This window comes from Shewanella sp. SP2S2-6, assembly GCF_031931965.1.
GTDB lineage: Bacteria > Pseudomonadota > Gammaproteobacteria > Enterobacterales > Shewanellaceae > Shewanella > Shewanella baltica.
Genome location: NZ_JAUOEQ010000053.1, coordinates 1 through 24,797 on the forward strand (window position 1 = coordinate 1; position 24,797 = coordinate 24,797).

The window sequence follows — 24,797 nt, forward strand, 5'->3', positions numbered from 1 at the left end:
TTGACTTACGTCAAACGGCTCAACGAATTCTGTTCGACCCCTATTTATTCGAAAATAAGTAGTAAGTCTTTGTACATATTGCTATGAACACTCATCACTCTCGTGAAAGAATTGGTTGATTTAAATTTTGACTGCCAACCCGAAGGTTAAGCAGTTTCGATTAACTCAACACCTGTGAGTGTCCACACAGATTTGCTTGATAAATTGTTAAAGAGCGTTGACCACACACTGAGTTTTCAGCGGGTCAGGGCTGCGTATTCTACGCATTCCCGTTAGTGCGTCAAGTAGTTTTTTCAACTTTCTCAACACTCATCGTTTAGCTTGCTAACCGATGAACTGCTTGGCTTTCTTTGCTTAACTTGCGTTACGCTGTCTGCCGTGTCAGTGGATGCGCATTATAGGGAGATTGAGAAAGTCCGCAAGGGCTTTTTTGAGAAAAATGGATCTTTTTTTAATACTTTCAGTTAGTCACACAATACCCCCACTTTATCCTCAGACTTATCCACAAAATGGGTTTTAACGGTTAAATTTGCTACAGCGATGGCTTTGCTTTAATGGCTATCGATAAGAGTGAAATGATGTTCAATGGGGAATAACGACGATTAGCTATATGATTAGCTATATAAAGAAGAGTAAGAATGTAATCCGGATTACACGAGAGTCGCGCTAGGCTAATTAAAGAGGAAATAAAAAGGCAACTTAGATAAGTTGCCTTTAGTGTGCGTTCTATTCTACTTATTAAGTAGGCTTAATCTGTCAGCAGATTAACTTAACTTGCCGTGACATTGTTTGTACTTGCGACCTGAGCCACAAGGACAAGGATCGTTACGACCCACTTTCTCACCATCACGGATCATCGGCGCTTGCGCAGTGACAGCTTCATGCTCATCACTACTGCCAACAAGCGACTCTGCAGCTGCGTGTTGATAGTCGCGCTGGATCTTGGCATCTTCTTCACGACGACGCGCTTCCATTTCTTCCACATCTGACTGAGCTTGAACTTGTACTTTCGACAGCACACTGATGACGTCATGTTTCAAGGTGTTCAACAGTTGTTGGAATAACTCAAACGACTCACGCTTATATTCTTGCTTTGGATTTTTCTGTGCGTAACCACGTAAGTGGATACCTTGACGCAGATGGTCCATCGCCGCTAAGTGTTCTTTCCACAGACCATCGAGCGTTTGTAGCATAACGGCTTTCTCGAACTGGCGTAGCACTTGCGCGCCAACCATTTCTTCTTTTGCCTTATACGCATCGCCCCAAGCAGTGATAATACGCTCACGCAGACTCTCTTCATGCAGATCGTCTTCTTTATCTAACCATTCCTGGATAGGTAGTTTGAGCATAAACTCTTGGTGTAGACGTTGCTCTAAACCTGGGATATCCCACAGCTCTTCTACTGATTGTGGTGGAATATACTGATCGATGACCGCACCAATCACATCGTCTTGAATGTTTTGGATAGTATCTTCAATACTTTCCGCATCCATCAACTCGTTGCGCTGAGCGTAAACCACTTGGCGTTGATCGTTAGCGACGTCATCAAATTCAAGTAATTGCTTACGAATATCGAAGTTACGTGCTTCAACTTTACGTTGAGCGTTTTCGATTGCACGAGACACCCATGGATGCTCGATGGCTTCGCCTTCTTCCATACCCAGCTTTTTCATCATGCCAGAGACACGATCCGAGGCGAAGATGCGCATTAAGCTATCTTCCATCGACAGGTAGAAACGTGATGAACCCGCGTCACCTTGACGACCCGCACGACCACGTAACTGATTGTCGATACGGCGTGATTCGTGACGTTCGGTACCTAGGATGTGCAAACCACCCGCGGCGACGACTTCATCATGACGAATTTGCCAATCGGCTTTGATCTTAGCTTTTTGCTCAGCGGTTGGATTATCGAGTTCATCGATTTCCATGTTCCAGTTGCCGCCAAGCACGATATCGGTACCACGACCTGCCATGTTAGTGGCAATGGTCACTGAACCAGTACGGCCAGCTTGCGCGACGATTTCAGCTTCTCGTTCGTGGAATTTAGCATTTAAGACTTCGTGCGGGATCTTTTCCTGCACCATTAAGCGCGCTAACAGTTCAGACTGTTCGATTGAGACTGTACCCACCAATACTGGCTGACCACGTTCGCGGCAATCTTTAATGTCTTTGATGATAGCTTGATATTTTTCATCGGCGGTCAGGTAAACCAAATCCGCCATATCCTTACGCACCATTGGACGGTTAGTCGGCACGACGACAGTGTCTAATCCATAGATGTGTTGGAATTCGAACGCTTCAGTGTCGGCTGTACCTGTCATACCTGCCAGCTTCTCGTATTGACGGAAGTAGTTCTGGAAAGTGATCGAAGCCAATGTTTGGTTTTCGTTTTGAATGTGCACGCCTTCTTTGGCTTCAACAGCTTGATGTAAGCCTTCTGACCAACGACGACCCGGCATAGTACGACCTGTGTGTTCGTCGACTATGATGACTTCGTTGTCTTGTACTATGTAATCCACATCACGCTCAAACAGCGTGTGCGCACGGAGCGCCGCGTTGACGTGGTGTAATAGGGAAATATTTGCAGCAGAATAGAGTGAGTCGCCTTCGGCTAACATGCCGCGCTCGATCAACAGGTTTTCTACTTTTTCTTGACCACGTTCGGTGAAATGCACTTGTTTGGCTTTTTCATCGATGCTGTAGTCACCCTCACCCACATACTCTTCCGTATCTTCTTTATCTTGACGGATAAGATTAGGGATCAAGGTGTTGATCTTGATGTATAGCTCAGAGCTATCTTCAGCGGCACCAGAGATGATCAGCGGCGTACGCGCTTCGTCGATTAAGATTGAATCCACTTCATCGATAAGGGCGTAGTGCAACGGACGTTGTACCCGTTCTTGCGGCGAAAACGCCATGTTATCGCGCAGATAATCGAAACCAAACTCGTTGTTGGTACCGTAAGTGATATCGGCGTTGTAGGCATCTTTCTTTGCCTGCTGACCGAGACCTGCCACGTTGATGCCGACGGTTAAACCGAGGAACTCAAACAGTGGGCGGTTATTCTCGGCATCACGACGTGCTAAGTAATCGTTCACTGTAATCACGTGAACGCCTTTGCCCGTCAATGCGTTTAAGTAAGCGGGCAAGGTTGCCGTTAAGGTTTTACCTTCACCCGTACGCATCTCAGCAATACGGTTACTGTCGAGCACCATACCACCGAGTAACTGTACGTCGAAGTGGCGCATGTCAAATACACGCTTAGACGCTTCACGCACTGTCGCAAACGCTTCAGCCATGATGCTATCTAATGAAGCGCCGGCAGCTAAACGCTCACGGAACTCAGCGGTTTTCGCTTTTAATGCTTCATCGGTTAATTTTTCATAATCAGCTTCTAGTGCGTTAATGCTAATAACGATCTTTTGAAGCCCTTTAAGGGTGCGGTCGTTGCGACTACCAAATACTTTTGTCAGTAATTTACCAAACATCTGAATCACTTATTCTCTGTAGGCCAAGTCCATGATGGAAACTAGAAGCCAATGTTTCAATTAACTTGCTTTGCGGTAGACAAACTTTTGTGGATCTATCTGCTGTCCGCCGCGCAACACTTCATAATGCACATGAGCCCCAGTTGAGCGCCCAGTGCTTCCCATACTGGCGATTGCATCGCCTTTTGCGACCACATCACCTACAGTCACTGACAAAGCTTTATTATGGCCATAACGCGTATGTAAACCGTTACCATGGTCTATTTCAACCAACTCGCCATAACCGAACATGTTCCCAGCCCAAGTTACTACGCCTGCAGCAGTCGCAACAACTTTGGCACCTTCTCGGCCGGTAAAATCAATCCCCTTATGCACAGTCCTGCGACCGTTGAAAGGGTCATTACGTAATCCGTAGGGCGACGATAACCAACCTTTATCGAGTGGGATCCCTGATATATAACGTTCATCATCTATATGGTGGTTAGATGACACTGTTTCAAGTAGTGAAAGCTGAACATTATTATTGTCAATTCGTGATGCCAACTTATCCATATCGTCGATAAGCTGTCCGAGCTCGATGTTAGTGCCTAATTCGCTCAAACCACCCACACCCACTTCGGATGAGAAATCAAAATCTTCATCCAATTTGTTCTGCTGGGCAACTTGTTGACCTAAGGCTTCGAGACGGGTGATCTTGGCTTGCATACGTGCAACATGAGTCACTAGCATAGCCAGTTGAGACTCGGTAGCACTTTTTAGCTCTAAGACTTGTTTCTTTTGTTGTTCGCGTAAGAGACGATCGTTATCGACACTGGCTTGCTGATCTTGAAATCGAGCTGAGTTGTGTTGATAAATACCGGACCCAGTGGCCAACAATAGTATTGGAAGTAGCAACCAGCGTTTACTGGGCTGCCAGCGTGTGACGCCATTCCGACCTTGAATAAATACTGTTACACTCATAGCCTAATTCAGCCATCTTATTATCATATGAAAAAGCCCCCTCAAGATCTCAGCCAATTACTGCATCAATCGGGCAAATTACCCGACCTTGCTGAGAAAGCGGAACTACTTATGTATCTGAATCATCATGTGAAGCAGATTATCGCAGGTCCTGTTGCGGAGCAGCTAAAAGTCGCTAATTTCCGCCAGGGTGTTCTTGTGGTTGAAACCACTTCGGCGGCCTGGGCTGCACGAATTAATTTCCAAAAGCCAAAGCTACTAGCGCAGCTTCAAGCAGAAACGCTCCCAATCCTTACCGCAATCGAAGTTAAAGTCAACCCGAGATTAGCAATGTATGACGCAAAGCCTAAACAGGGACACAAAGAATTAAGCCCTGCGGCAGCGGAGCATATTGCGGCATTAGCGGAAAATATTGGCGGTTCACTGGGCGAAAAACTAAAACGGCTGGCCTCATTGGCCAGCCGTGATAAATAATCTCACCGCTTTTTAAGCAAATACAGCGCCACCTGGCACGGTAAAGCTGACGGGAACATCGGCTTCTTTTTCAAAGCTAACCAACTCCCACGCATCCTGTTGCGCCAGTAAAGCACGCACCAATTGGTTGTTCAGCGCATGACCGGTTTTATACGCAGTAAACTCACCTAAAATAGCGTGTCCTGCCACATATAGATCACCAAACGCATCTAGAATTTTGTGCTTAACAAATTCGTCCTCATAACGCAGGCCGTCGGGATTAAGGACGCGATATTCATCAAGTACAACTGCGTTTTCCATGCTGCCGCCCAACGCTAGGTTGTTGGCTCGCAGATATTCGATATCACGCATAAACCCAAAAGTACGGGCGCGGCTGATATCTTTCACGAAAGCAGACGTTGAAAAGTCCATCACCACGTGCTGCTGGCTACGAGCGATCTCTGGGTGCGCGAAGTCAATTTTAAAATTGACTCTAAAACCTTTAAAGGGTTTTAGCTCGGCCCATTTGTCGCCATCTTCAACCCGCACAGGGCGCTTAATCTTTAAGTACTTCTTAGGTGCGGCCTGCTCTTTAATACCCGCAGACTGCAATAAGAAGACGAATGGGCTCGCACTGCCATCCATAATAGGAATTTCAGGCGCGTCCACTTCGATTACGGCGTTATCTATGCCTAAACCCGCAAGTGCTGCAAATAAATGCTCAATGGTCGAGATACGAATACCTTCGTCATTGACAAGTGCCGTACACATAGTGGTTTCACGAACTTGCTCTGCCTTCGCTGGAATGGCGACGGCAGGACTCAAATCAGTGCGCACGAGTACGATCCCTGAATTAACGGGCGCGGGCATTATGCTCAAAGTGACCTTGTTGCCAGAATGCAATCCGACACCAGTAGTTTTCACCATTTTCTGAACAGTTCTTTGAAATATCATTCAGTTACCCGTTTAAATGCCAATTATAAAGCCTAATATTTGTACACTCAGCGTCGGCAAATTGGCCGCACTGGTTCAACATAATAACATAACTTTATTATGTCACACAAATGCAGCTATGCTGTGGTATTGCCCAAAACGAACAACACCTCACATATACGCTGGACTCAAACGCTATCGCTAGTCAGCTTGCTTACGCAAAAATGCTGGAATATCAAGATAATCCAACTCATGCTTTGTCGATGGGGCAGGCTGTGGAGCTGGCTGCGGTGCAGCTGGCAATACATTGCCTTTTGGCGCAGCGTAGTTCACATGTACCGCTTCTTCGACATAGGCTTCGACTTTTGGTTCCACAACCACTGGCTCTGGACGAGGCGCAGGCTTAGACACCAATTGAATATCTGGACGCTTTTCAGCGCCAATACCAGTAGCAACAACGGTTACACGCAGCTCATCACTCATTTCTGGGTCGATGACAGCACCAACAACCACAGTCGCGTTGTCAGAGGCATAAGCCTTAACGTGATTACCCACGGTTTCGAATTCTTCGATACTCATGTCCATACCCGCAGTGATGTTAACTAACACACCACGCGCACCGGCTAAGTCGATGTCTTCTAATAATGGGCTGGCAACAGCAGCTTCAGCCGCTTCCTCAGCGCGGTCTTCACCGCGAGCGACGCCTGTACCCATCATGGCATTACCCATTTCAGACATCACAGTCTTCACGTCGGCGAAGTCGACGTTAATCAGACCTGGACGAGTGATAAGCTCGGCAATACCTTGTACCGCGCCAAGTAACACGTTATTCGCTGCGGCGAACGCATCGAGTAAAGAAGTACCACGGCCCAATACTTTTAATAATTTTTCGTTTGGAATCGTGATTAACGAATCCACGTGCTTAGCCAGCTCAGCAATACCTTGCTCAGCATAAGCCATACGCTTTTTCCCTTCGAATGGGAAAGGCTTAGTCACAACCGCAACGGTCAGAATACCTTCTTCGCGAGCGATTTGAGCGACAACTGGTGCAGCACCAGTACCTGTACCACCGCCCATACCGGCAGCGATAAAGATCATATCTGAGCCTTTGATCGCCGCGCGAATGTTTTCGCGGTCTTCTTCAGCTGCTGCACGACCCACATCTGGGTTTGCTCCTGCTCCGAGACCTTTAGTGACATCACGTCCTAATTGAATCGTTGAGCCTGCACCTGATTTTCTCAGGGCCTGAGCGTCTGTATTGGTAACGATAAACTCAACACCTTCAATGTTGTGTTTGACCATATGTTCGACAGCGTTACCGCCGCCGCCGCCAACGCCGATGACTTTAATCACCGCGTCGTCTGAGTGAGTATCCATGATCTCAAACATTGTCTGATCTCCGTGTTGCCTGCGTTATGAAAATTAAAATTCGCCCTTAAACCAGCTTTGGACCCGATTCCAAGCGCTAGTTACCCCTTGGCGCTCAGGACGTTCGAACTGACGTTCGATCACCCGTCGTGCACCGTAATGAAGCAGTCCGACTCCAGTGGAGTAAATAGACTGGTCCACGTATTCATATAAACCTTTGATCGGTAGCGGTGACGCTACACGAACTGGCATGCCGAACGTCGCTTCCGCAATATCGACCACACCTTGAATCGACGCTGTGCCACCTGTGAGCACAATACCTGCGGCGATTTGATCTTCTAATCCACTATCTTTCAACTCTTTAAGTACTAACTCAAACAGCTCTTGGTATCTTGGTTCTACCACTTCGGCGAGCGTGTGACGTGACATACTACGTGATGGACGTCCACCTACCGATGGCACTTCGATACTGTCTTCGCGGCTCACCATAGAGCTGCGCGCACAGGCAAATTGCACTTTAATTTGTTCAGCATGTGACGACGGCGTGCGGAAAATCTTCGCGATGTCGTTGGTCACTTGGTTGCCCGCAACTGGCACAACCGCACAATGACGCAAGGCGCCGTTGGTATAGACCGCAATATCTGTGGTGCCACCGCCGATATCGACGATACATACACCTAAATCTTTCTCATCGAAGGTCAACACGGCATCGGCCGAAGCAATCCCAGAGAACACTAAGTCATCGACCTTAAGGCCACAACGCTCAACGCTCTTAGTGATGTTCTTCGCCATATCATTGGCGCAGGTCACTATATGTACCTTGGCTTCCATCCGCATGCCGGACATACCGATAGGGCTGCGGATGCCGTCTTGCACGTCGATCGCATATTCCTGCGGCAGCACATGTAAGATGCGACGTTCGGTCGGGATCTTCACCGAGCGAGCCGTGTGGATCACGTTATCGACGTCTTCCTGTGTCACTTCTTCATCGTTGATCGATACCATGCCGTTTTCGTTTTGGCAGGCGATGTGTTTACCGGAAATGCTCAGGTAAACCGATGACACTTGGCAATCCGCCATTAATTCCGCTTGATCGAGCGCACGTTGCACACTGCGAACTATCGAATCTAAATCGTTCACGCCACCTTTATCCATGCCTCTTGAGGGATGGTTGCCAAGGCCGACTATGCTGATTTCGCCATCGGGCAGAACTTCGCCTATGATCACTGCGACCTTAGAGGTTCCTATATCCAATCCGACGATAAGGTTTCTATCTTGGTTTTTGATCATTAATTATCGGCTCTCTTGTTTGTGCATCGCCCCAGCCTACGGCCAACCCTGTGTCGTAGCGCAAATCTACTCTGGCGACGGATTTATCTTGTTTCGCCAAAACCGGATAAACAGTAATAAATCGCTGTATCCGTGCAATTTTATCTTCTCGACCTAAATCTAAAACGATGCCGTTTCCTAAGGTCGCGTGCCACGCATGTCGCGGCGTCAAATTCAAACTGGCTAAGGTAAAGCCATTAATCTTTAACAGTGAGTTGATCTGTGCATACACAGTCAACACCTCAAGGCCCATATCGTCTGGCCCTGATAACTGCGGTAAATGCTCCAGCTCTGGGTGCGATGGCGCTTCAAACACTTCGCCATGCACGTTCAACCAAGCGTCACCATTCCAATGGGCTGCTGGTTGCTGCTCCTGCAAATATACCCTGAGTTTCGCAGGCCACTCGCGTCTTACCGACGCGCGATACACCCAAGGTAAGGCTTCTAACGCCTGTTGTACTAAGGTGATATCAGCACTAAAAAAACTCCGCTGCATTAAATCTTGTAGTGCCACTTGTATATCTTTATCTGTGGTGTAAGCCCGCTCACCTTTGATGGCAACGGCCTCAATCGGCAAGGTGCTGGCATCGTTTAAAAATTTATGTAGCTGGTATCCACCAAATACAAAACTGGCCACGATGAAGAATAAAAAGCCAGCCCCGCTCCACAGATACCAATTAACCCGTGACATTCTTGCCCGCCAGTGCCGCCTCTTATCACTCCAAGACACGCTTCATTCCACCTTTAACGACACTCATTAAAAACCACAGAAAACCGGCCATTATATAGACCAAAATCCTTTGGTCAAAATTTCCTTTTCCTCGCAGATCAAGCGCTAAAGATCAGCTTGCTTGCGCAGGTAATTCCGCAACAGCAAAGCCCAATTCTGTTGTCGCTAACAATCGCGACAGGGCGCCAATATTACCCGCACCTTGGGTGAGTAATAAATCCCCCTCCTGCAATACATCAGGCAATACTTCTGCGAGCTGATCAGGACTAGCGATAAAGATCGGATCTAACTGGCCACGCAGACGAATTGAGCGACATAGAGCTCGGCCATCGGCACCTGTGATTGGCGCTTCCCCCGCACTATAAACATCGAGCAACAGTAAGCAATCCACTTGGGATAACACTTCAACAAAATCTTCATACAAATCACGGGTACGCGTGTATCTATGTGGCTGATACGCCATAACCAGACGTTTGTCGGGCCAACCTGCACGGGCAGCTTTAATGGTCGCGGCAACTTCACTGGGGTGATGGCCATAATCATCGACTAACATGACTTCGCCCTTGGGCGTAGCAAACTTGCCCAAATGCTGGAAACGACGACCGATACCTTGAAACTCCACTAACGCCTGAGTAATGGCGCTGTCGTCGATTTCATCTTCGGTCGCGACCGCTATCGCAGCTAAGGCATTAAGCACGTTATGTTGACCCGGCAAGTTAAGCACCAGATCGAGATCCGCTTTGCCTTTACGTCTCACAGTGAAACGACACTGATGCCCTTGCTGACTGAAATTCAGCGCTTGCACGTCCGCATCGCCACTAAAACCATAGGTCACGAGTTGACGGCCAATCCGCGGCATGATTTCACGCACCACAGCATCGTCGATACACACAACTGCGACACCGTAGAAGGGCAAGTTATGTAAGAAATCCACGAAGGTCGATTTCAATTTCTCGAAATCACCGCCATAGGTATCCATGTGATCGGCTTCGATGTTAGTCACCACACTGACCATAGGCTGCAAATGCAGGAAGCTCGCATCACTCTCATCGGCTTCGGCAATCAAGTAACGGCTGGTGCCTAATCTGGCGTTGGTACCGGCACTATTGAGCAAGCCACCAATCACGAAGGTAGGATCCCGTCCCGCTTGACCGTACACGCTGGCGATAAGGCTCGTTGTCGTCGTTTTACCATGGGTGCCAGCAATCGCCACACCATGACGGTAACGCATCAACTCGGCTAGCATTTCGGCGCGACGCACGATAGGAATACGTAATTCTTTGGCAGCAAGGATTTCTGGGTTTTCCAGATTAATCGCCGTGGAGACCACAACCACATCCACTTGCTGCACGTTTTCGGCAGCATGACCAATTTGGATCTTGGCACCGAGCAAACACAATCTGTCGGTCACGGCATTTTGCGCGATATCCGAACCACTCACCTGATAGCCTTCGTTCACTAACACTTCGGCGATCCCGCCCATGCCCGCGCCGCCAATGCCGACGAAGTGAATACGCTTAATACGGCGCATTTCTGGGATCATGCTTCTCAGTTGTGCATATCTTTCTGTCTTAGTCATGCTTATCCTTTCTCAGCAAGGCTGATGCACACTGCGGCAACTTGTTCAGTCGCATCCAGTACGGCAACGTCTCTCGCTCTTTGGCCCATACGGGCTAATTCTGTTCTGTCATTGGCGAGCAGTTGTAATTTACTCGCCAGTTTATTCACGTCCAAGATGGCCTGTGGCAATAGGAAAGCTGCGCCAGCCTCAACCAATACTTGGCCGTTACGGGTTTGGTGATCATCCACCGCATGGGGATAAGGCACCAGAATACTCGGTAGCCCCACCGCCGCTAACTCAGACACCGTCAGCGCGCCGGCGCGGCACAATACCACATCAGCCCAGCGATAGGCGGCTTCCATGTCGTCGATAAACTCGGCGATATTCACGCCGCCATCTTGCCCATGTTGCTGATAAGCCGCCTTCACGCCCGCAAGATTATCTTTACCCACTTGATGCCAAACCGTTACGGACTGCTGCTGACTTAGAATCGCAACCGCTTCAGGCATAAGGTCGTTAAAGACTTTTGCGCCAAGGCTGCCACCGACCACGAGCACTTTTAAAGCTTTATCAGCCTCAGGCTTTGGCTGCGCACCTAAGGCAATCAGTTCTTGGCGAATCGGATTACCAACCACCTTGGCCTTCACTGTGGTAAAAGTATTTTTAAAAGCACATAACACTTGCGTCGCAATCCGCGACAACAACTTGTTGGTCATCCCTGGGATGGCATTTTGTTCATGCAGCACCAACGGAATACCGGCTAATCTTGCCGCCACACCACCTGGGCCACTGGCGAATCCGCCCATGCCAAGTACCACATCGGGTTTAAACTCAGCAATCACGGCCTTAGCCTGCAATATTGAACGCACCACTTTAAAGGGCGCCGCGAGTTTACGTATCAAACCATTGCCGCGCACACCTTTGATATCGATGAAATCTATATCAAATCCATACTGGGGCACTAAACGCGCCTCCATACGATCGGCCGTGCCTAACCAACGCACTTGCCAACCCTGTTGAGCTAAATGCTTAGCCACTGCCAGCGCCGGGAATACATGTCCTCCCGTACCACCAGCCATGACTAAAATACGTTTTCCTGTTGGGGTCATCACTTCAATCTCCCTTGCACGGCCTGAACTAATGTCATGCGCCGCTCGTAATCAATGCGCAGCAACATCATGGCTGCCGCCGTCATGACCCATAAACTACTGCCGCCGTAGCTGATAAAAGGTAATGTCAGCCCTTTGGTCGGTAACATGCCGATACTTGCGCCGACATTAACCACAGTCTGAAAACAAATCCAAATACCGATGGCATAGCCTAAATAACCTTCGAATGGCTTATCCATGGCTAGACATAAATTACCTAAACGAATCGATCTCAGCGCCACAAATAGCAGCACAGATAACACGGCAATAATGCCGATAAAACCTAATTCCTCGCCGATCACGGCAAAGATAAAGTCAGTGTGCGCTTCAGGCAAATATTCTAATTTTTGAATACTGTTGCCCAGTCCTTGACCAAACCAATCGCCACGGCCATAGGCCATCAAAGATTGTGTCAACTGGTAACCGCTACCGAAAGGATCTTGCCAAGGATCCATAAACGACGTCACCCGGCGCATACGGTAAGGTTCTAACAATACCAAAGCCACAAACGCCAACACGCCAGCAAAAATCAGGGCGAAGAAGTCGAGCAAACGTGCTCCCGCCAAAAACAGCAGGCCAACGGTACCGACGAACAACACCACAACCGTCCCTAAATCGGGCTGCATCAAAATCAACACAGCGTAAATGGCAAATACCGCAATCGGTTTATAGAAACCCTTAGCGTTCTCGCGCACTTCCTGATGACGACGCACTAAATAACCCGCCATGTAGATGGCAAAGGCAAACTTAGCGACTTCTGCCACTTGGATGCGAATTGGGCCTATCGATAACCAACGCGTCGCACCGTTTACCGTTGTACCGACCACTAATACCGCCAGCAACATCAAGCCTACAACCAATAGCAGCATGGGACTCCAGCGCTGCCAAGTTTGCATTTCGACTCTTAATACAAATGCCGCGATGGCTAAGCAACCCACTAAATAACCCACATGGCGAGTCATAAAATAAAACGGGTTACCCGTGAGGGTTTGCGCTTCTGGCATTGAGGCCGACATCACCATCACAAAGCCAAAGCCAATCAAAGACAACACAGCCGTGAGCAAAGCACGGTCGTACAATTGCACGCCCGGCACTTCGGTATCACGTTGCCAATTGGGCATTGCTGAACGCAAACGCCCAAATAGGCTAAGTTGTCTTACATCACTCGCCATTAAGTTGCTCCACAAGGTTTCTAAAATCGTCACCTCGAGCCATAAAGTTACTGTACATATCTAAACTGGCGCAGGCTGGTGACAATAAAACGATATCGCCAGAAGTTGCCAATTCAGCGGCCTTCGTTACCGCTGCCGCCATAGTGTCGACCTTCACCGCGCCGTCTTTTAACGCGGCAATCTTTTTGCCATCGCGACCTAAGGTAATGAGGTGTGTTACTTTCGCTAACGCCACGCCTAAAGGTTTAAAATCAGCACCTTTGCCGTCGCCGCCAGCAATCAAAATAATATCGCCTAAGTGATCACTCAAACCATCCAGCGCGGCAACGGTGGCACCGACGTTCGTCGCTTTCGAGTCATTGACATAGGTCACGCCATTCTTAATGCCAACCACTTCACAGCGATGGGATAAGCCGGTAAAGCTACGCGCCACTTTTGCCATCACCTGTTTATCAACGCCCACAGCATCCACAAGCGCCATTGCTGCGAGTAAGTTGGCATGGTTATGGCTGCCAATCAGGGAGACTTCAGTGATCGGCATGATTTCGCTGCTACCGTGATAAATTTTGCTGTCGCTGATACCCCATTCGTCAGCTTCTGGCGCCGCTAAACCAAAACTGTTTTGGTTCATTGGTTCTGGCGGTACGGTCAGTTTATCGTCACGATTAAAGAGTACGGCACGGGTTTGTTTATATAAGCGTAATTTAGCCTCGCGGTAGGCATCGATGTCACTGTATCTGTCCATGTGGTCTTCGCTGATATTCAAACAGGTCGCCACCACACACTTAAGGCTATGGGTGGTTTCCAATTGAAAGCTCGACAACTCAAGCACAAATAAGTCGGCATTTTCATGCAGTAAATCCAGCGCAGGCACACCGATATTGCCACCAACGGCAACGGCAATACCCGCTTCCCTTGCCATCTCGCCCACCAGCGTAGTGACGGTCGATTTTCCATTAGAGCCAGTAATGCCAATCACACAAGGTTTACGGTCAGCAATCTCACGGGCAAATAGCTCAACATCACCAATCACCTCAATGCCCATATCCACAGCGGCACGCACCTCTGGGGTATAAGTGGCAATGCCTGGACTGATAATGATCTGCGTCGCTTGCACAAGATAACGGCAATCGAACCCGCCAGAAATCAGCTTCACATCAGGAAAAGACGTCGCTAACGTTTCGGCGCCCGGAGGCTGCCGACGACTGTCCATCACCAATGGCGTAATGCCCTTTCCACACAAATAGCGCACCACAGACAAGCCCGTGGCCCCCAAACCTAACACTATGTGTGAATACTGATTTTGCATAACCAATTACCTTAACTTCAACGTGGCTAAGCCAAGTAAGACGAGGAATATCGAGATAATCCAAAAACGCACTATCACTCGAGGTTCAGGCCAACCTTTTAACTCATAGTGATGGTGGATCGGCGCCATGCGGAAAATACGCTGGCCGCGTAACTTGTACGAACCCACCTGCAGGATCACCGACAGAGTTTCCATCACGAACACGCCGCCCATGATCACTAACAAAATTTCTTGGCGAACAAGCACTGCGATCGTGCCCAGTGCAGCACCTAATGACAGTGAACCCACATCGCCCATGAAGACTTGCGCGGGATAAGTGTTGAACCATAAAAAGCCTAGACCCGCACCGACAATGGCGGTACAGACAATCACAAGCTCACCCGAGCCAGGTAAATGCGGAATATGTAAGTAGTTCGCAAACTGCGCGTGACCCGATAAATAAGCAATCAAGGCAAACGCCGCCGCAACCATTACCGTCGGCATAATCGCCAAACCATCGAGGCCGTCGGTTAAGTTCACCGCATTGCTCGAACCCACAATAGTGAAGTACGCCAATACGATAAATACGGCGCCGAGTTGCGGCATCACGTCTTTAAAGAAAGGCACCACTAACTGGGTTTCACCTGGATTGGCCGCCGTGGCATACAGGAAAAAAGCAATAAGCAGCGCAGCCAAAGATTGCAGAATGTACTTCCAGCGCGCGATCAAGCCTTTAGTGTCTTTACGCACCACTTTGCGGTAATCGTCGATAAAGCCGATCAAACCGAAACTGCCGAGCACAAACAGCATGACCCACACATAGCGGCTACCCAGATCACCCCACAACAATACGCTGATGAAAATAGCAGCCAATATCAGCAAGCCCCCCATAGTCGGCGTGCCACGCTTACTAAAATGTGATTCTGGACCATCGTTACGCACAACCTGACCAATTTGCAGTAATTGCAAACGTTCAATCAGTTTAGGGCCAAACCATAAGCTAAAAACCAATGCAGTCAATAAGCCTAAAATGGCTCGAAATGTCACATAGGAAAACACGTTAAACCCGGTATGAAAACGGGTTAAATACTCGGCCAGATATACCAGCATTTACACTAACTCCCCACGCCCGAAGGCTACTGTTAGGCCATCCACGACCCGCTCCATGGCGGCGCTACGTGAACCTTTAACGAGAACCGTTACCTGTCCCGGTAACTGGTTAATATGCTTTATGAGTTTTTCTACTAACGTCGCCACACTGTCATAGTGCTCCGCACCGAAAGCTTGGCTCGTGTGCTGACTTAACGTTCCGGTGCAAAACAAGGCATCTATCCCCTGTTGCTTGGCCAGTTGCCCTAGTTCAGCGTGTAAAAGGGGCGCATTGTCGCCTAATTCTCCTAAATCTCCCAGTACCAGACAGCGATTTTCAGAAATTTCCTTTAACCAAGCGATCGCCGCCCCAACGGACACCGGATTCGCGTTATAGCTATCGTCGATTAGACGTACGCGTCCCAATTGACTCGGCTGCATACGCCCTTTCACTGGCGTTAATTGGCTTAAGCCTTCGGCGATCTCTGTCAAACTTAATCCCAAGGCAATACAAACACTTGCAGCGGCGAGTGCATTACTCACCTGATGGCGACCCGCCAGCGGTAGTACCACTTGGCAAGATTCACCTAAATAACTGAGCATAAAACGATAGCAACCATCGGCATTGGTCTTATGACCTGTCGCGATGACATCGATATGACGTTTAGCGGCGCCATCTTGCTGGGAGAAGCTCAGTTGCTTATAAGGTCTTGCCTTAACGCTCATAAAATCGGCGAAGGCATCATCGGCGTTGATGATGGCGGTGCCATCGGCCTGCAAATGATTAAAAATTTCCGACTTAGCCTGCGCGACACCCGCCTGCGATCCAAATCCTTCTAAATGGGCGCTGCCGACGTTATTCACCAGCGCCACGTTCGGACGCACGAGTCCTGAGGTGTAATCAATTTCACCTTTATGGTTTGCGCCGAGTTCGAATATCCCAAACTCATCCGCTGGCGTTAAACGCAGCAAGGTAAGCGGCACACCGATTTCATTGTTGAAGTTACCAGCGGTATAGAGGATTTGATGCTTTGCCGACAGAATGGTCGCGATCATTTCCTTCACGCTGGTCTTACCGTTTGAGCCTGTTAACGCCACGCAAATCGGATTGATTTGGTCACGGACATAAGCCCCTATCGCGCCCATGGCTTTTTGGCAATCGGGCACAATCAGCTGCGGAATATCAAAGGCTAATTCGCGCTCGACCATTAACGCCGCGGCGCCGTTCTCAATAGCGGTTGCAGCAAAATCATGGCCATCAAAACGCTCACCCTTTAAGGCAACAAACAGGGTTGCAGCGCCGATTTTGCGGCTATCACTGCTTAAATCTTCGATGGTGACGTCGTCACCGACTCGAAACGTACCTAAGTGTTGACTTAGGGTCTCGAGAGAAAGAGGGATCATCTTGATTGCTCCGATAACTGGCGTGCCAGGGCGCGTTCATCATAGTCATGACGCACACCTGCCGCCTCTTGGTAAGTTTCGTGGCCTTTGCCCGCCAGCAAGATCACATCGCCAGGTTTCGCCAATGCCACAACCTCTTTAATTGCTGCGATACGGTCAACCTGAGTCAATGCCTGCTGAGGGTGGGTTAGCCCTTGGATAATATCGGTAATAATTTGCGCGGGGTCTTCACTGCGCGCATTGTCGCTCGTCACCATAATGCGGTCGGCATATTGCTCTGCAGCTTTGCCCATCAAAGGACGCTTGCCCTTATCACGGTCGCCACCACAGCCAAATACGCACCATAAATCACCAGCACAATGGCGACGTAGCGCGTTTAACGCTTGTTCAATCGCATCTGGCGTATGGGCATAATCGACCACTAAGGTGATGTTATTCGCAGTTGTGAAACGCTCCATACGACCTGCGACGGGCGTTAGGTATTGCACTTGCTCGGCTAACGCTTTCATATCAAAACCTTGCAGATACAAGGCTGAGAGCGCCGCGAGTAAATTAGAAAGATTAAAGGCACCAAGTAGTGGTGAGTGAATTTCAGTTTCGCCCTCGGGCCAGACTAAGGTTGCACTGACACCTTGATCGTCAAACTTGGCATTTTTAGTATAAAAAGCCGCGGCTTGATGACCTTCAATACTAAAGCCCCACATTTGCGCGGGCACAGATTTAAGTTCAGTCAACCAAGATGCACCAACCGCGTCGTCAAGACTCAATAAACCGTGACCTAAGGTGCTGAAACGAAATAGGCTTTGCTTAGCGGCGGCATAGCTTTCCATGTCGCCGTGGTAATCGAGGTGATCGCGCGTCAGATTGGTAAATACGGCAACATCGAATGGTACTGCATCGACGCGGCCTTGCACTAAGCCGTGGCTCGACACTTCCATGGCGCAGACACTCGCGCCTTGGGCTTCAAAGTCATGCAACTGACGCATTAGGGTAATCGCATCGGCTGTGGTGTTACCGCTATCGACGAGCTCGCCCCAGAGACCATTGCCAAGGGTGCCCATCACGGCGGCTTTGCGGCCGAGCGACGTTATCAGCTGAGCAATCAATTGACTTGTCGAGGTTTTACCATTGGTTCCAGTGATACCAATCACCCCAAGGGATGTTGTCGCAGACTGATGCGCTAAGGGATAACGCTGAGCGGCGATGGCTGATACTTGGCGACTCAACTGGAAGAAATAAATCTGCACGCCGTGCTCGGCATTATCGCTGTGCAACACTTTGCCATGCTGATCAGCATCATCCGTGTGAACTAATACAGCTGCGGCACTTAAATCTAAGGCTTTTTCAATAAACTGTCTGCCATCAACCTTATGTCCTGGCAGCGCCAAAAACACATCGCCGCGACGTATTGCGCGGCTATCTAAGGTCAAATCGTTGAAGGACTGCGCGCCGGCATAATGCAGCCAAGGCGCAAGCAGATCCCGTAATAACATCATTCTGCTCTCCCGGCGGCGATACCCGCCAATTGCACTTGTTCTTTATCGGTAATGGGTTCAACGTTTAACATTTGCAGTGCGCCAGACATGACTTTGGCAAATGCCGGCCCCGCCACTGAACCACCATAATAGAGATCGCCCTTAGGCTCGTTCACGACGACCACTATCGCTAACTTAGGATTATTCGCCGGGGCAACACCCGCAAATAAAGCAACATAATCATCACCATAACCACCAGCAACCGCCTTACGACTGGTGCCTGACTTGCCCGCAACCGGATAACCATCGATATGCGCCAAGGTGCCCGTTCCGCCTTTTTCTGTCACGCCGACCAGCATTTGCATCACATCGTGGGCCACATCTTCAGAAATAACTCGCTCACCGACGGGGGGCTTTTTCAGTTTCATGATTGAGACGGGGAATAAGGTGCCGCCATTGCCTAAAGTGGCATACATGCGCGCAAGTTGCAGTGTGGTTGCCGTTAAACCGTAACCGAAGGACAAGGTAGCGCGCTCAAAGTCAGACCAACGGTGGCGGTCTTGAATAACCCCCGCGCTTTCACCCGTAAGGTTGATCCCTGAAAAACTACCGAGCCCCATAGATTGATAGGTGCCGAGTAACTGCTGCACCGGAATAGATAAGGCCAATTTACTGATGCCGACGTTACTGGATTTAGCCAGAATACGCGCCAAACTCATGTCGCCGTAGTTGGCAGGGTCACGCACTTGGCGGCCGCCTAAACGCATCCAACCCGGTGAAGTGGCAATAATATCGGTCGATTTAACTGTACCCGCTTCAAGCGCGGCAGCCACAACAAAGGGCTTAATGGTCGAACCGGGCTCGAAGGTATCTGTCATGGCGCGGTTACGCATTCTGAAGGTTTGCAGATTATCGCGCGCATTGGGGTTGTACGATGGCGTATTCACCATAGCCAAGACTTCACCGGTGTGGATATCGAGTACCACAATGGAACCCGATGTCGCTTGGTTCATCTCTGTGGTACGTTTCAGCTCGCGGTACGCTAATTGCTGAATCCGTTGGTCTATGCTGAGCACGAGATCATTCGGGCTTTCGCCTTCTTGGATGATATCCAGCCGCTCAACCACATGACCATCGCGGGATTTACGCACTTTCTGTTTTGAAGGCGTCCCCGTTAGCCAGCTGTTGTAAGCATTTTCTACGCCTTCAATCCCAACATCATCAATGTTAGTGATGCCGATTAACTGAGCTGTGATTTCACCGCCAGGGTAATAACGACGGGATTCCGACTTAAGGAAAACACCGGGTAATTTCAGTTGAGTGATGTAGTCCGCGACCGCTGGGGTAATTTGGCGTTTCAAGTAGGTAAAGCGTTTGGTGGGATTACCGCGTACCCGGTCTAATAAATCTTCTACGGGTTCATGCAATACATCAGCTAACGCTTGCCAGCGACGCATATCCGCAAAACCATTGTTATCATTGACTTGTTTAGGGTCAGCCCAAACAGCACGTACTGGCACACTAACGGCCAACATGTCGCCATTGCGATCTGTGATCAAACCTCGCTGCACCTCACGGCTCGTGGTCCGTAAGGTACGCATATCGCTTTCATGGCGTAATTTGTCAGGCTCGATAATTTGAATGTAGGCCGCGCGCCCCACTAGGCTGCAAAATAGCGTACACACAAACCCCACCACTACGTATAAACGCCAATGGATTAGTTGTGGTTTCTGCGGTTTGCTTACCCGTTTGATTTTCGCTTGCCTAGTCATATCTTCCCTATACTCACGGCACCTTTACCACAACTTCTTCGCTGGGTAACGGACGACTCATGTTGAGTTCCTTAGAGGCAATGCGCGTAATACGACTGTGTTCAGTCTGCGATTGCTCTTCTAATAATAAATTGCGCCACTCAATATCTAATCTGTCTCGCTCTTGCAGTAACTGGTCCCACTGGGTCGTTAGTTGGCGGCTAATATGGCTGCCATAAACAACCGCGACCGCATTGCAGAGCACGAGCAGAGCTAATAACAAGATCCATTTGTGCAGCCATAAATCGTGTAAGACGATCCGTGGCAGATTGATCGAGGGCTTACTCACAGTGCGCCCCTTAGTAATCTAAACGCTCGGCAATGCGTAACACTGAGCTGCGAGCTCTGGCATTGCGTTCGATTTCTTCGTCGGATGGCATAATCGCCTTGCCCACGGCGCGTAACTTACGCGACTTGTTAATTTGATCCTCAGTGACCGGAAAACCGTGCGGCACACTTTCGCCTTGGCTATGGCGGCGAATAAAGCGCTTCACGATACGGTCTTCTAAAGAATGGAAACTGATGACCGACAAGCGCCCTTGGGGAGCCAGCACATTGACTGCACCTTCAAGCGCTTGATCAATTTGATCTAATTCACTATTGATATAAATCCGGATTGCCTGAAACACTCGGGTTGCAGGGTGCTTATTGCGTTCTTTACTTTTAGTGATACGCGCGATCAAATCGGCTAAATCTTTAGTTCGTAAAAACGGGGTTTTATCACGATCGGCAGCGATACAACGGGCAATATGACGAGCGTTTTTCTCTTCGCCATAGGTTTTAAATACCCAAGCCATATCCTCAATTTCTGCGCGAGCTAACCACTGAGCAGCTGTTTGGCCTTGGCTGTTATCCATACGCATATCGAGCGGGCCATCACGCATAAAACTAAAACCACGTTCGGCATCGTCAAGCTGAGGTGAAGACACACCTAAATCGAGTAATACGCCATCAATTTTGCCCACAAGCCCAAGCTCTTCGACATAATCGGCTAATTGGCCAAAACCACCATGCACGATTTGAAAGCGTGGATCGTCAGCAAATTGTTTTGCCGCTTCAATCGCTTGAGGGTCACGGTCGATTGCGATCAATCGGCCATTTTCACCGAGCTGCTGCAACACTTGTCTTGAATGACCACCGCGGCCGAACGTGCCATCGATATAGATGCCATCGTCTTTGATGTTTAAACCGCCAACCGTTTCTGCTAACAGCACGGATAAATGGGCAAATTCCTGACTCATTACTCTCTTCTTATTTAGTTATCGCGACTCGTTAAAGTGAAAAATCCGCGAGGCGCTCGTTACTGGCAAGCTCCTCACTTCGAATCGTTTCCTGACACTCATCGATTTGCTGCAGCCAAGATTGCTCATCCCACAGCTCAAATTTGTTCAATTGCCCCACCAGCATGATGCGCTTATCTAAATTGGCATATTGCCTTAGCGGTGGCGGCAGTAATATGCGCCCATTACCGTCGAGCTCCACTTCGTGGGCGTAACCGAGTAACAGACGTTTTAACGATCTCTGGGTCTTATCGGTATCGGAAAGCGTTAACAACTTAGCTTCGATCAATTCCCATTCATGGATTGGATACAAGAGTAAACAAGCGGATTGGATGTCGACGGTAATCACGATGCGGCCTTGGTGCTCAAGCTGCAAAGGTTCGCGGTATCGCACTGGAATAGCGATCCGTCCCTTTGTATCTAAGTTGATAGCACTGGCTCCACGAAACACGCTAATTCATCCTTTCCTGTGATTTTTGATCCACAAATATCCACTATTTCCCACAACTGCTAAGTTTAGGGACAGTCGACAAGCAATGTCAAGGGATGGGATCCTTTTATAAATCCAGTCGGCAAGCGGGTTAGCAGCATGTTGAGCACTTAACCTAGCGACAAACTTTTGACATGAAAGACCACGAGAGATCGACTAAACAGAAGAAACTACAGGAATAAATTGCGCCGAAATATTCAGCAACCTTTTGCTTTCAGGCGCTTGCGATGAAAAAAATGGGGGATTAATTCTGTATTTGTGGGATTTTACGGGTCGAAGAATAACCTTAAACCCCAAAAAGCAACAAAATAAACTTAAATTCAACCTTATTAGACAGTCAAAAAAGAGTTGGATTTAGCACGAAAATCTAAATAATTATCCGAAATAAAGACGATCATCTTTTTGCAGATGGTTGAATATTAATGTCACGATTGCGAGAAAGCTCAACGTTCCCACTCCAAATCCCGCAAAAGCACCACGCGAATCCAACAAACTCACCTCAATTTTGCACTCGCTACTATTGTTCCTTCTCAACCACTATTGTTTCTTCACAATAAGTGCCGCTTTGGTTAGCATCGATTGCTCATGCTTAGATCTTAACCCCCCTCATTCGCCTTAACGACTTAAACCGCGTATAGTCTAAATATTGACCGACTCCTGCCGATAACATGTTGAGAGGTGTAATAACAAGGAGGCGTTATGAGTGGATTGGATAGCATTTATGCCATGCTGGCGCAGCCAGTGAAAGCCGTGTTGCACCCTAAACGGGTCGTCGACCAAGTGAGTAGTGCAACCGCAAATGCCCCCGATAGCCATGAAACACCGCAGTCGCAGTTACCCCCAACGTTAGAAGGGCGCGACGCGAAAGTCAGGGAGAGACGCAAAGATGCTGATAACAACAAGAATAAGAAACGCCGTGCATCGGATGAGCCTGAAGAATTAAAAGAAGGTGTCGTGCTTGAAGTGACCGACGATACCGCGGAAATCAAAAAGCCACCGAGCCAACATATTATTGATGTTGAAGTATAAATCCGTCTTAATATAAAACGGAAAAGGCGCAATCCTATTGGATTAGCGCCTTTTTATTCACCACAATCGAGTCATATTTCAAACCAACCCAAACTCAATATCAAATTTAAGCATGCCTCAAGTCAAAGAACTCAAATTGAGTAGCTTAAGTCGAATAGCTTAGGCGCGAGTTCTGGCGACGGCATCTTGCCAACCTGCGTATAACCGCCCCCGAGTCTCGGCATCAATATTGGGGATAAAATGCTTATCGATACAAGCTTTATGTTCAAGCTCTATGACACTCTCCCAAAAGCCCACCGCCAACCCAGCTAAAAATGCCGCGCCCAAAGCCGTTGTCTCACAAACACTGGGCCTTAGTACTTCGACATCGGTGATATCGGCTTGAAACTGCATCAAAAAATCATTGGCGACCGCGCCGCCATCCACCTTCAAACGCTTAAGGCTAACGCCACTGTCTTTGGTCATAGCATCGAGTAAATCTTTACTCTGATAAGCAATGGATTCTAACGCCGCCCGAATAATATGATTACGGTTGGCGCCACGGGTTAAACCAAATAGTGCGCCACGGGCATTGGGATCCCAATAGGGTGCCCCGAGTCCCACAAAAGCGGGCACTAAATACACGCCATTGGTATCAGCAACCTTAGAGGCAAAATACTCAGTATCACTGGCGTCACGAATAAGCCCCAGTTCATCCCGCAGCCATTGAATAGTCGCGCCACCCATGAAGACTGAGCCTTCGAGGGCATAGTTCACTTCGCCCTTCGGCCCCACGGCAACTGTGGTCAGTAACCCATGGTTGGAACGCACCGCTTTGGTCCCGGTATTCATCAACAAAAAACAGCCAGTGCCATAGGTATTCTTCGCCATGCCGGGCTCGACACACAGCTGGCCAAAAAGCGCCGCTTGTTGGTCGCCTGCCATCCCTGCGACTTGAATTTCACTGCCTTCACCGGCAATCCGCGTAGTGCCATAGACACTGCAGGAAGGCTTTACTTCGGGCAACAAAGACAAGGGAATGTCTAAAGCTTCAAGTAACTTGTTATCCCAAGTCAGGCTATGGATATTAAACAGCATAGTACGGGCGACATTGGTAGGATCTGTGACATGCACTTTGCCCTCGGTTAACTTCCACACTAGCCAAGTATCGATAGTGCCGAACAACAACTCACCGCGTTCAGCTTGCGCACGGGCATTGGGCACATTATCTAGAATCCACTTGATCTTAGTGCCTGAAAAATAAGGGTCGAGTAATAGACCTGTGTTTTCACGCACATACTCTTCTAGCCCTTGAGCTTTGAGTTGCTCACAAATTTCAGAGCTACGACGGCACTGCCACACAATCGCGTTATAGATAGGTTTACCTGTGGCTTTCTCCCAAATGACAGTGGTTTCCCGCTGATTGGTAATGCCAATCGCGGCCACTTCATCGCTGTGGATCCCCGCGCGCGCCAGCACTTCAACTAACACTGAACTTTGGCTTGCCCAGATCTCCATGGGATCATGCTCGACCCAACCCGGATTTGGATACAACTGGGTGAATTCCCGCTGGGACACGCTGACAATGTTTGCGTCGTGATCGAACACTATCGCCCTTGAGCTGGTCGTGCCTTGATCTAAGGCCACCACGTATTTTTTCTGCACGCTACTATCCTATCTGAACTCTCCGCCGCCTTTTTATGCCGGTGAGAGTTAACATGATCCACTACTTATGCAATGAATATATTCGCAATTTTCTGCCGTGACCAGCAAGCAAGCCGAAAAAAAAGATAACGCCACCATGCTA

General features: G+C 48.9%; 20 protein-coding genes. 2 read left to right on the forward strand and 18 right to left on the reverse strand.

The genetic code is table 11. The features are described 5' to 3' along the window. Window positions 1-764: 764 nt before the first annotated feature. Window positions 765-3,491, reverse strand: a complete 2,727-nt coding sequence (secA, locus tag Q4Q57_RS21000; RefSeq protein ID WP_311891948.1) for a preprotein translocase subunit SecA — start codon at window positions 3,489-3,491, stop codon at window positions 765-767. A 60-nt stretch (window positions 3,492-3,551) separates the two neighbouring features. Then, entirely contained in the window at window positions 3,552-4,451 is a 900-nt protein-coding gene (locus tag Q4Q57_RS21005; RefSeq protein ID WP_268650145.1) for a M23 family metallopeptidase, read from the reverse strand. A gap of 27 nt (window positions 4,452-4,478) precedes the next feature. On the opposite strand from Q4Q57_RS21005, the gene Q4Q57_RS21010 reads away from it, so the two are divergent. Continuing rightward, on the forward strand, window positions 4,479-4,925 hold the full coding sequence (locus Q4Q57_RS21010) for a DUF721 domain-containing protein (protein WP_006079900.1): 447 nt from the start codon (window positions 4,479-4,481) through the stop codon (window positions 4,923-4,925). A 12-nt stretch (window positions 4,926-4,937) separates the two neighbouring features. Here the strand turns inward: Q4Q57_RS21010 and lpxC are convergent, their stop codons facing one another. From lpxC to mraZ, 15 genes are all read right to left on the reverse strand, one after another. Further along, entirely contained in the window at window positions 4,938-5,858 is a 921-nt protein-coding gene (lpxC, locus tag Q4Q57_RS21015; RefSeq protein ID WP_011845621.1) for a UDP-3-O-acyl-N-acetylglucosamine deacetylase, read from the reverse strand. A gap of 180 nt (window positions 5,859-6,038) precedes the next feature. Beyond that, window positions 6,039-7,226 carry a cell division protein FtsZ gene (ftsZ, locus tag Q4Q57_RS21020; RefSeq protein ID WP_006079898.1) on the reverse strand — a complete coding sequence of 396 codons (1,188 nt, stop codon included), beginning with the start codon at window positions 7,224-7,226 and terminating at the stop codon, window positions 6,039-6,041. 33 nt (window positions 7,227-7,259) lie between these two features. Beyond that, a complete protein-coding gene (gene ftsA / locus Q4Q57_RS21025) occupies window positions 7,260-8,495 on the reverse strand; it encodes a cell division protein FtsA (protein WP_006079897.1) in 1,236 nt (411 codons plus the stop codon). Continuing rightward, window positions 8,476-9,225 (reverse strand): cell division protein FtsQ/DivIB, encoded by a 750-nt coding sequence (locus Q4Q57_RS21030; protein WP_198555559.1) that lies wholly within the window; start codon window positions 9,223-9,225, stop codon window positions 8,476-8,478. The genes ftsA and Q4Q57_RS21030 overlap by 20 nt, the downstream gene beginning before the upstream one ends. A 151-nt stretch (window positions 9,226-9,376) precedes the next feature. After that, entirely contained in the window at window positions 9,377-10,843 is a 1,467-nt protein-coding gene (murC, locus tag Q4Q57_RS21035; RefSeq protein ID WP_311891943.1) for a UDP-N-acetylmuramate--L-alanine ligase, read from the reverse strand. Between the two features lie 2 nt (window positions 10,844-10,845). Beyond that, window positions 10,846-11,934: an undecaprenyldiphospho-muramoylpentapeptide beta-N-acetylglucosaminyltransferase gene (gene murG, locus Q4Q57_RS21040; RefSeq protein WP_311891949.1), complete on the reverse strand. Its 1,089-nt coding sequence runs from the start codon at window positions 11,932-11,934 to the stop codon at window positions 10,846-10,848. Beyond that, a complete protein-coding gene (gene ftsW / locus Q4Q57_RS21045) occupies window positions 11,934-13,145 on the reverse strand; it encodes a cell division protein FtsW (RefSeq protein ID WP_006079893.1) in 1,212 nt (403 codons plus the stop codon). The genes murG and ftsW overlap by 1 nt, the downstream gene beginning before the upstream one ends. Next, window positions 13,135-14,454, reverse strand: a complete 1,320-nt coding sequence (gene murD, locus Q4Q57_RS21050; protein ID WP_311891944.1) for a UDP-N-acetylmuramoyl-L-alanine--D-glutamate ligase — start codon at window positions 14,452-14,454, stop codon at window positions 13,135-13,137. Before murD ends, ftsW begins: the two co-directional genes overlap by 11 nt. Before the next feature lie 6 nt (window positions 14,455-14,460). Continuing rightward, on the reverse strand, window positions 14,461-15,543 hold the full coding sequence (gene mraY / locus Q4Q57_RS21055; protein ID WP_006079891.1) for a phospho-N-acetylmuramoyl-pentapeptide-transferase: 1,083 nt from the start codon (window positions 15,541-15,543) through the stop codon (window positions 14,461-14,463). Continuing rightward, a complete protein-coding gene (gene murF / locus Q4Q57_RS21060; protein ID WP_311891945.1) occupies window positions 15,544-16,926 on the reverse strand; it encodes a UDP-N-acetylmuramoyl-tripeptide--D-alanyl-D-alanine ligase in 1,383 nt (460 codons plus the stop codon). Continuing rightward, window positions 16,923-18,422: a UDP-N-acetylmuramoyl-L-alanyl-D-glutamate--2,6-diaminopimelate ligase gene (gene murE / locus Q4Q57_RS21065; RefSeq protein WP_311891946.1), complete on the reverse strand. Its 1,500-nt coding sequence runs from the start codon at window positions 18,420-18,422 to the stop codon at window positions 16,923-16,925. Before murE ends, murF begins: the two co-directional genes overlap by 4 nt. Further along, a complete protein-coding gene (locus Q4Q57_RS21070) occupies window positions 18,419-20,173 on the reverse strand; it encodes a penicillin-binding transpeptidase domain-containing protein (protein ID WP_106648319.1) in 1,755 nt (584 codons plus the stop codon). The genes murE and Q4Q57_RS21070 overlap by 4 nt, the downstream gene beginning before the upstream one ends. Window positions 20,174-20,186: 13 nt before the next feature. Continuing rightward, a complete protein-coding gene (ftsL, locus tag Q4Q57_RS21075; protein ID WP_006079887.1) occupies window positions 20,187-20,501 on the reverse strand; it encodes a cell division protein FtsL in 315 nt (104 codons plus the stop codon). Window positions 20,502-20,511: 10 nt separating this feature from the next. After that, a complete protein-coding gene (gene rsmH / locus Q4Q57_RS21080) occupies window positions 20,512-21,453 on the reverse strand; it encodes a 16S rRNA (cytosine(1402)-N(4))-methyltransferase RsmH (RefSeq protein WP_006079886.1) in 942 nt (313 codons plus the stop codon). A 31-nt stretch (window positions 21,454-21,484) separates the two neighbouring features. Beyond that, complete coding sequence (gene mraZ, locus Q4Q57_RS21085; RefSeq protein ID WP_006079885.1) at window positions 21,485-21,943, reverse strand: division/cell wall cluster transcriptional repressor MraZ; 459 nt, start codon at window positions 21,941-21,943, stop codon at window positions 21,485-21,487. A 738-nt stretch (window positions 21,944-22,681) separates the two neighbouring features. Here mraZ and Q4Q57_RS21090 point away from each other — a divergent pair. After that, window positions 22,682-23,011, forward strand: coding sequence for a hypothetical protein (locus Q4Q57_RS21090; RefSeq protein ID WP_006079884.1), 330 nt, complete (start codon window positions 22,682-22,684; stop codon window positions 23,009-23,011). Between the two features lie 159 nt (window positions 23,012-23,170). Here the strand turns inward: Q4Q57_RS21090 and glpK are convergent, their stop codons facing one another. After that, window positions 23,171-24,655 carry a glycerol kinase GlpK gene (glpK, locus tag Q4Q57_RS21095; RefSeq protein ID WP_311891947.1) on the reverse strand — a complete coding sequence of 495 codons (1,485 nt, stop codon included), beginning with the start codon at window positions 24,653-24,655 and terminating at the stop codon, window positions 23,171-23,173. Window positions 24,656-24,797 lie beyond the last annotated feature (142 nt).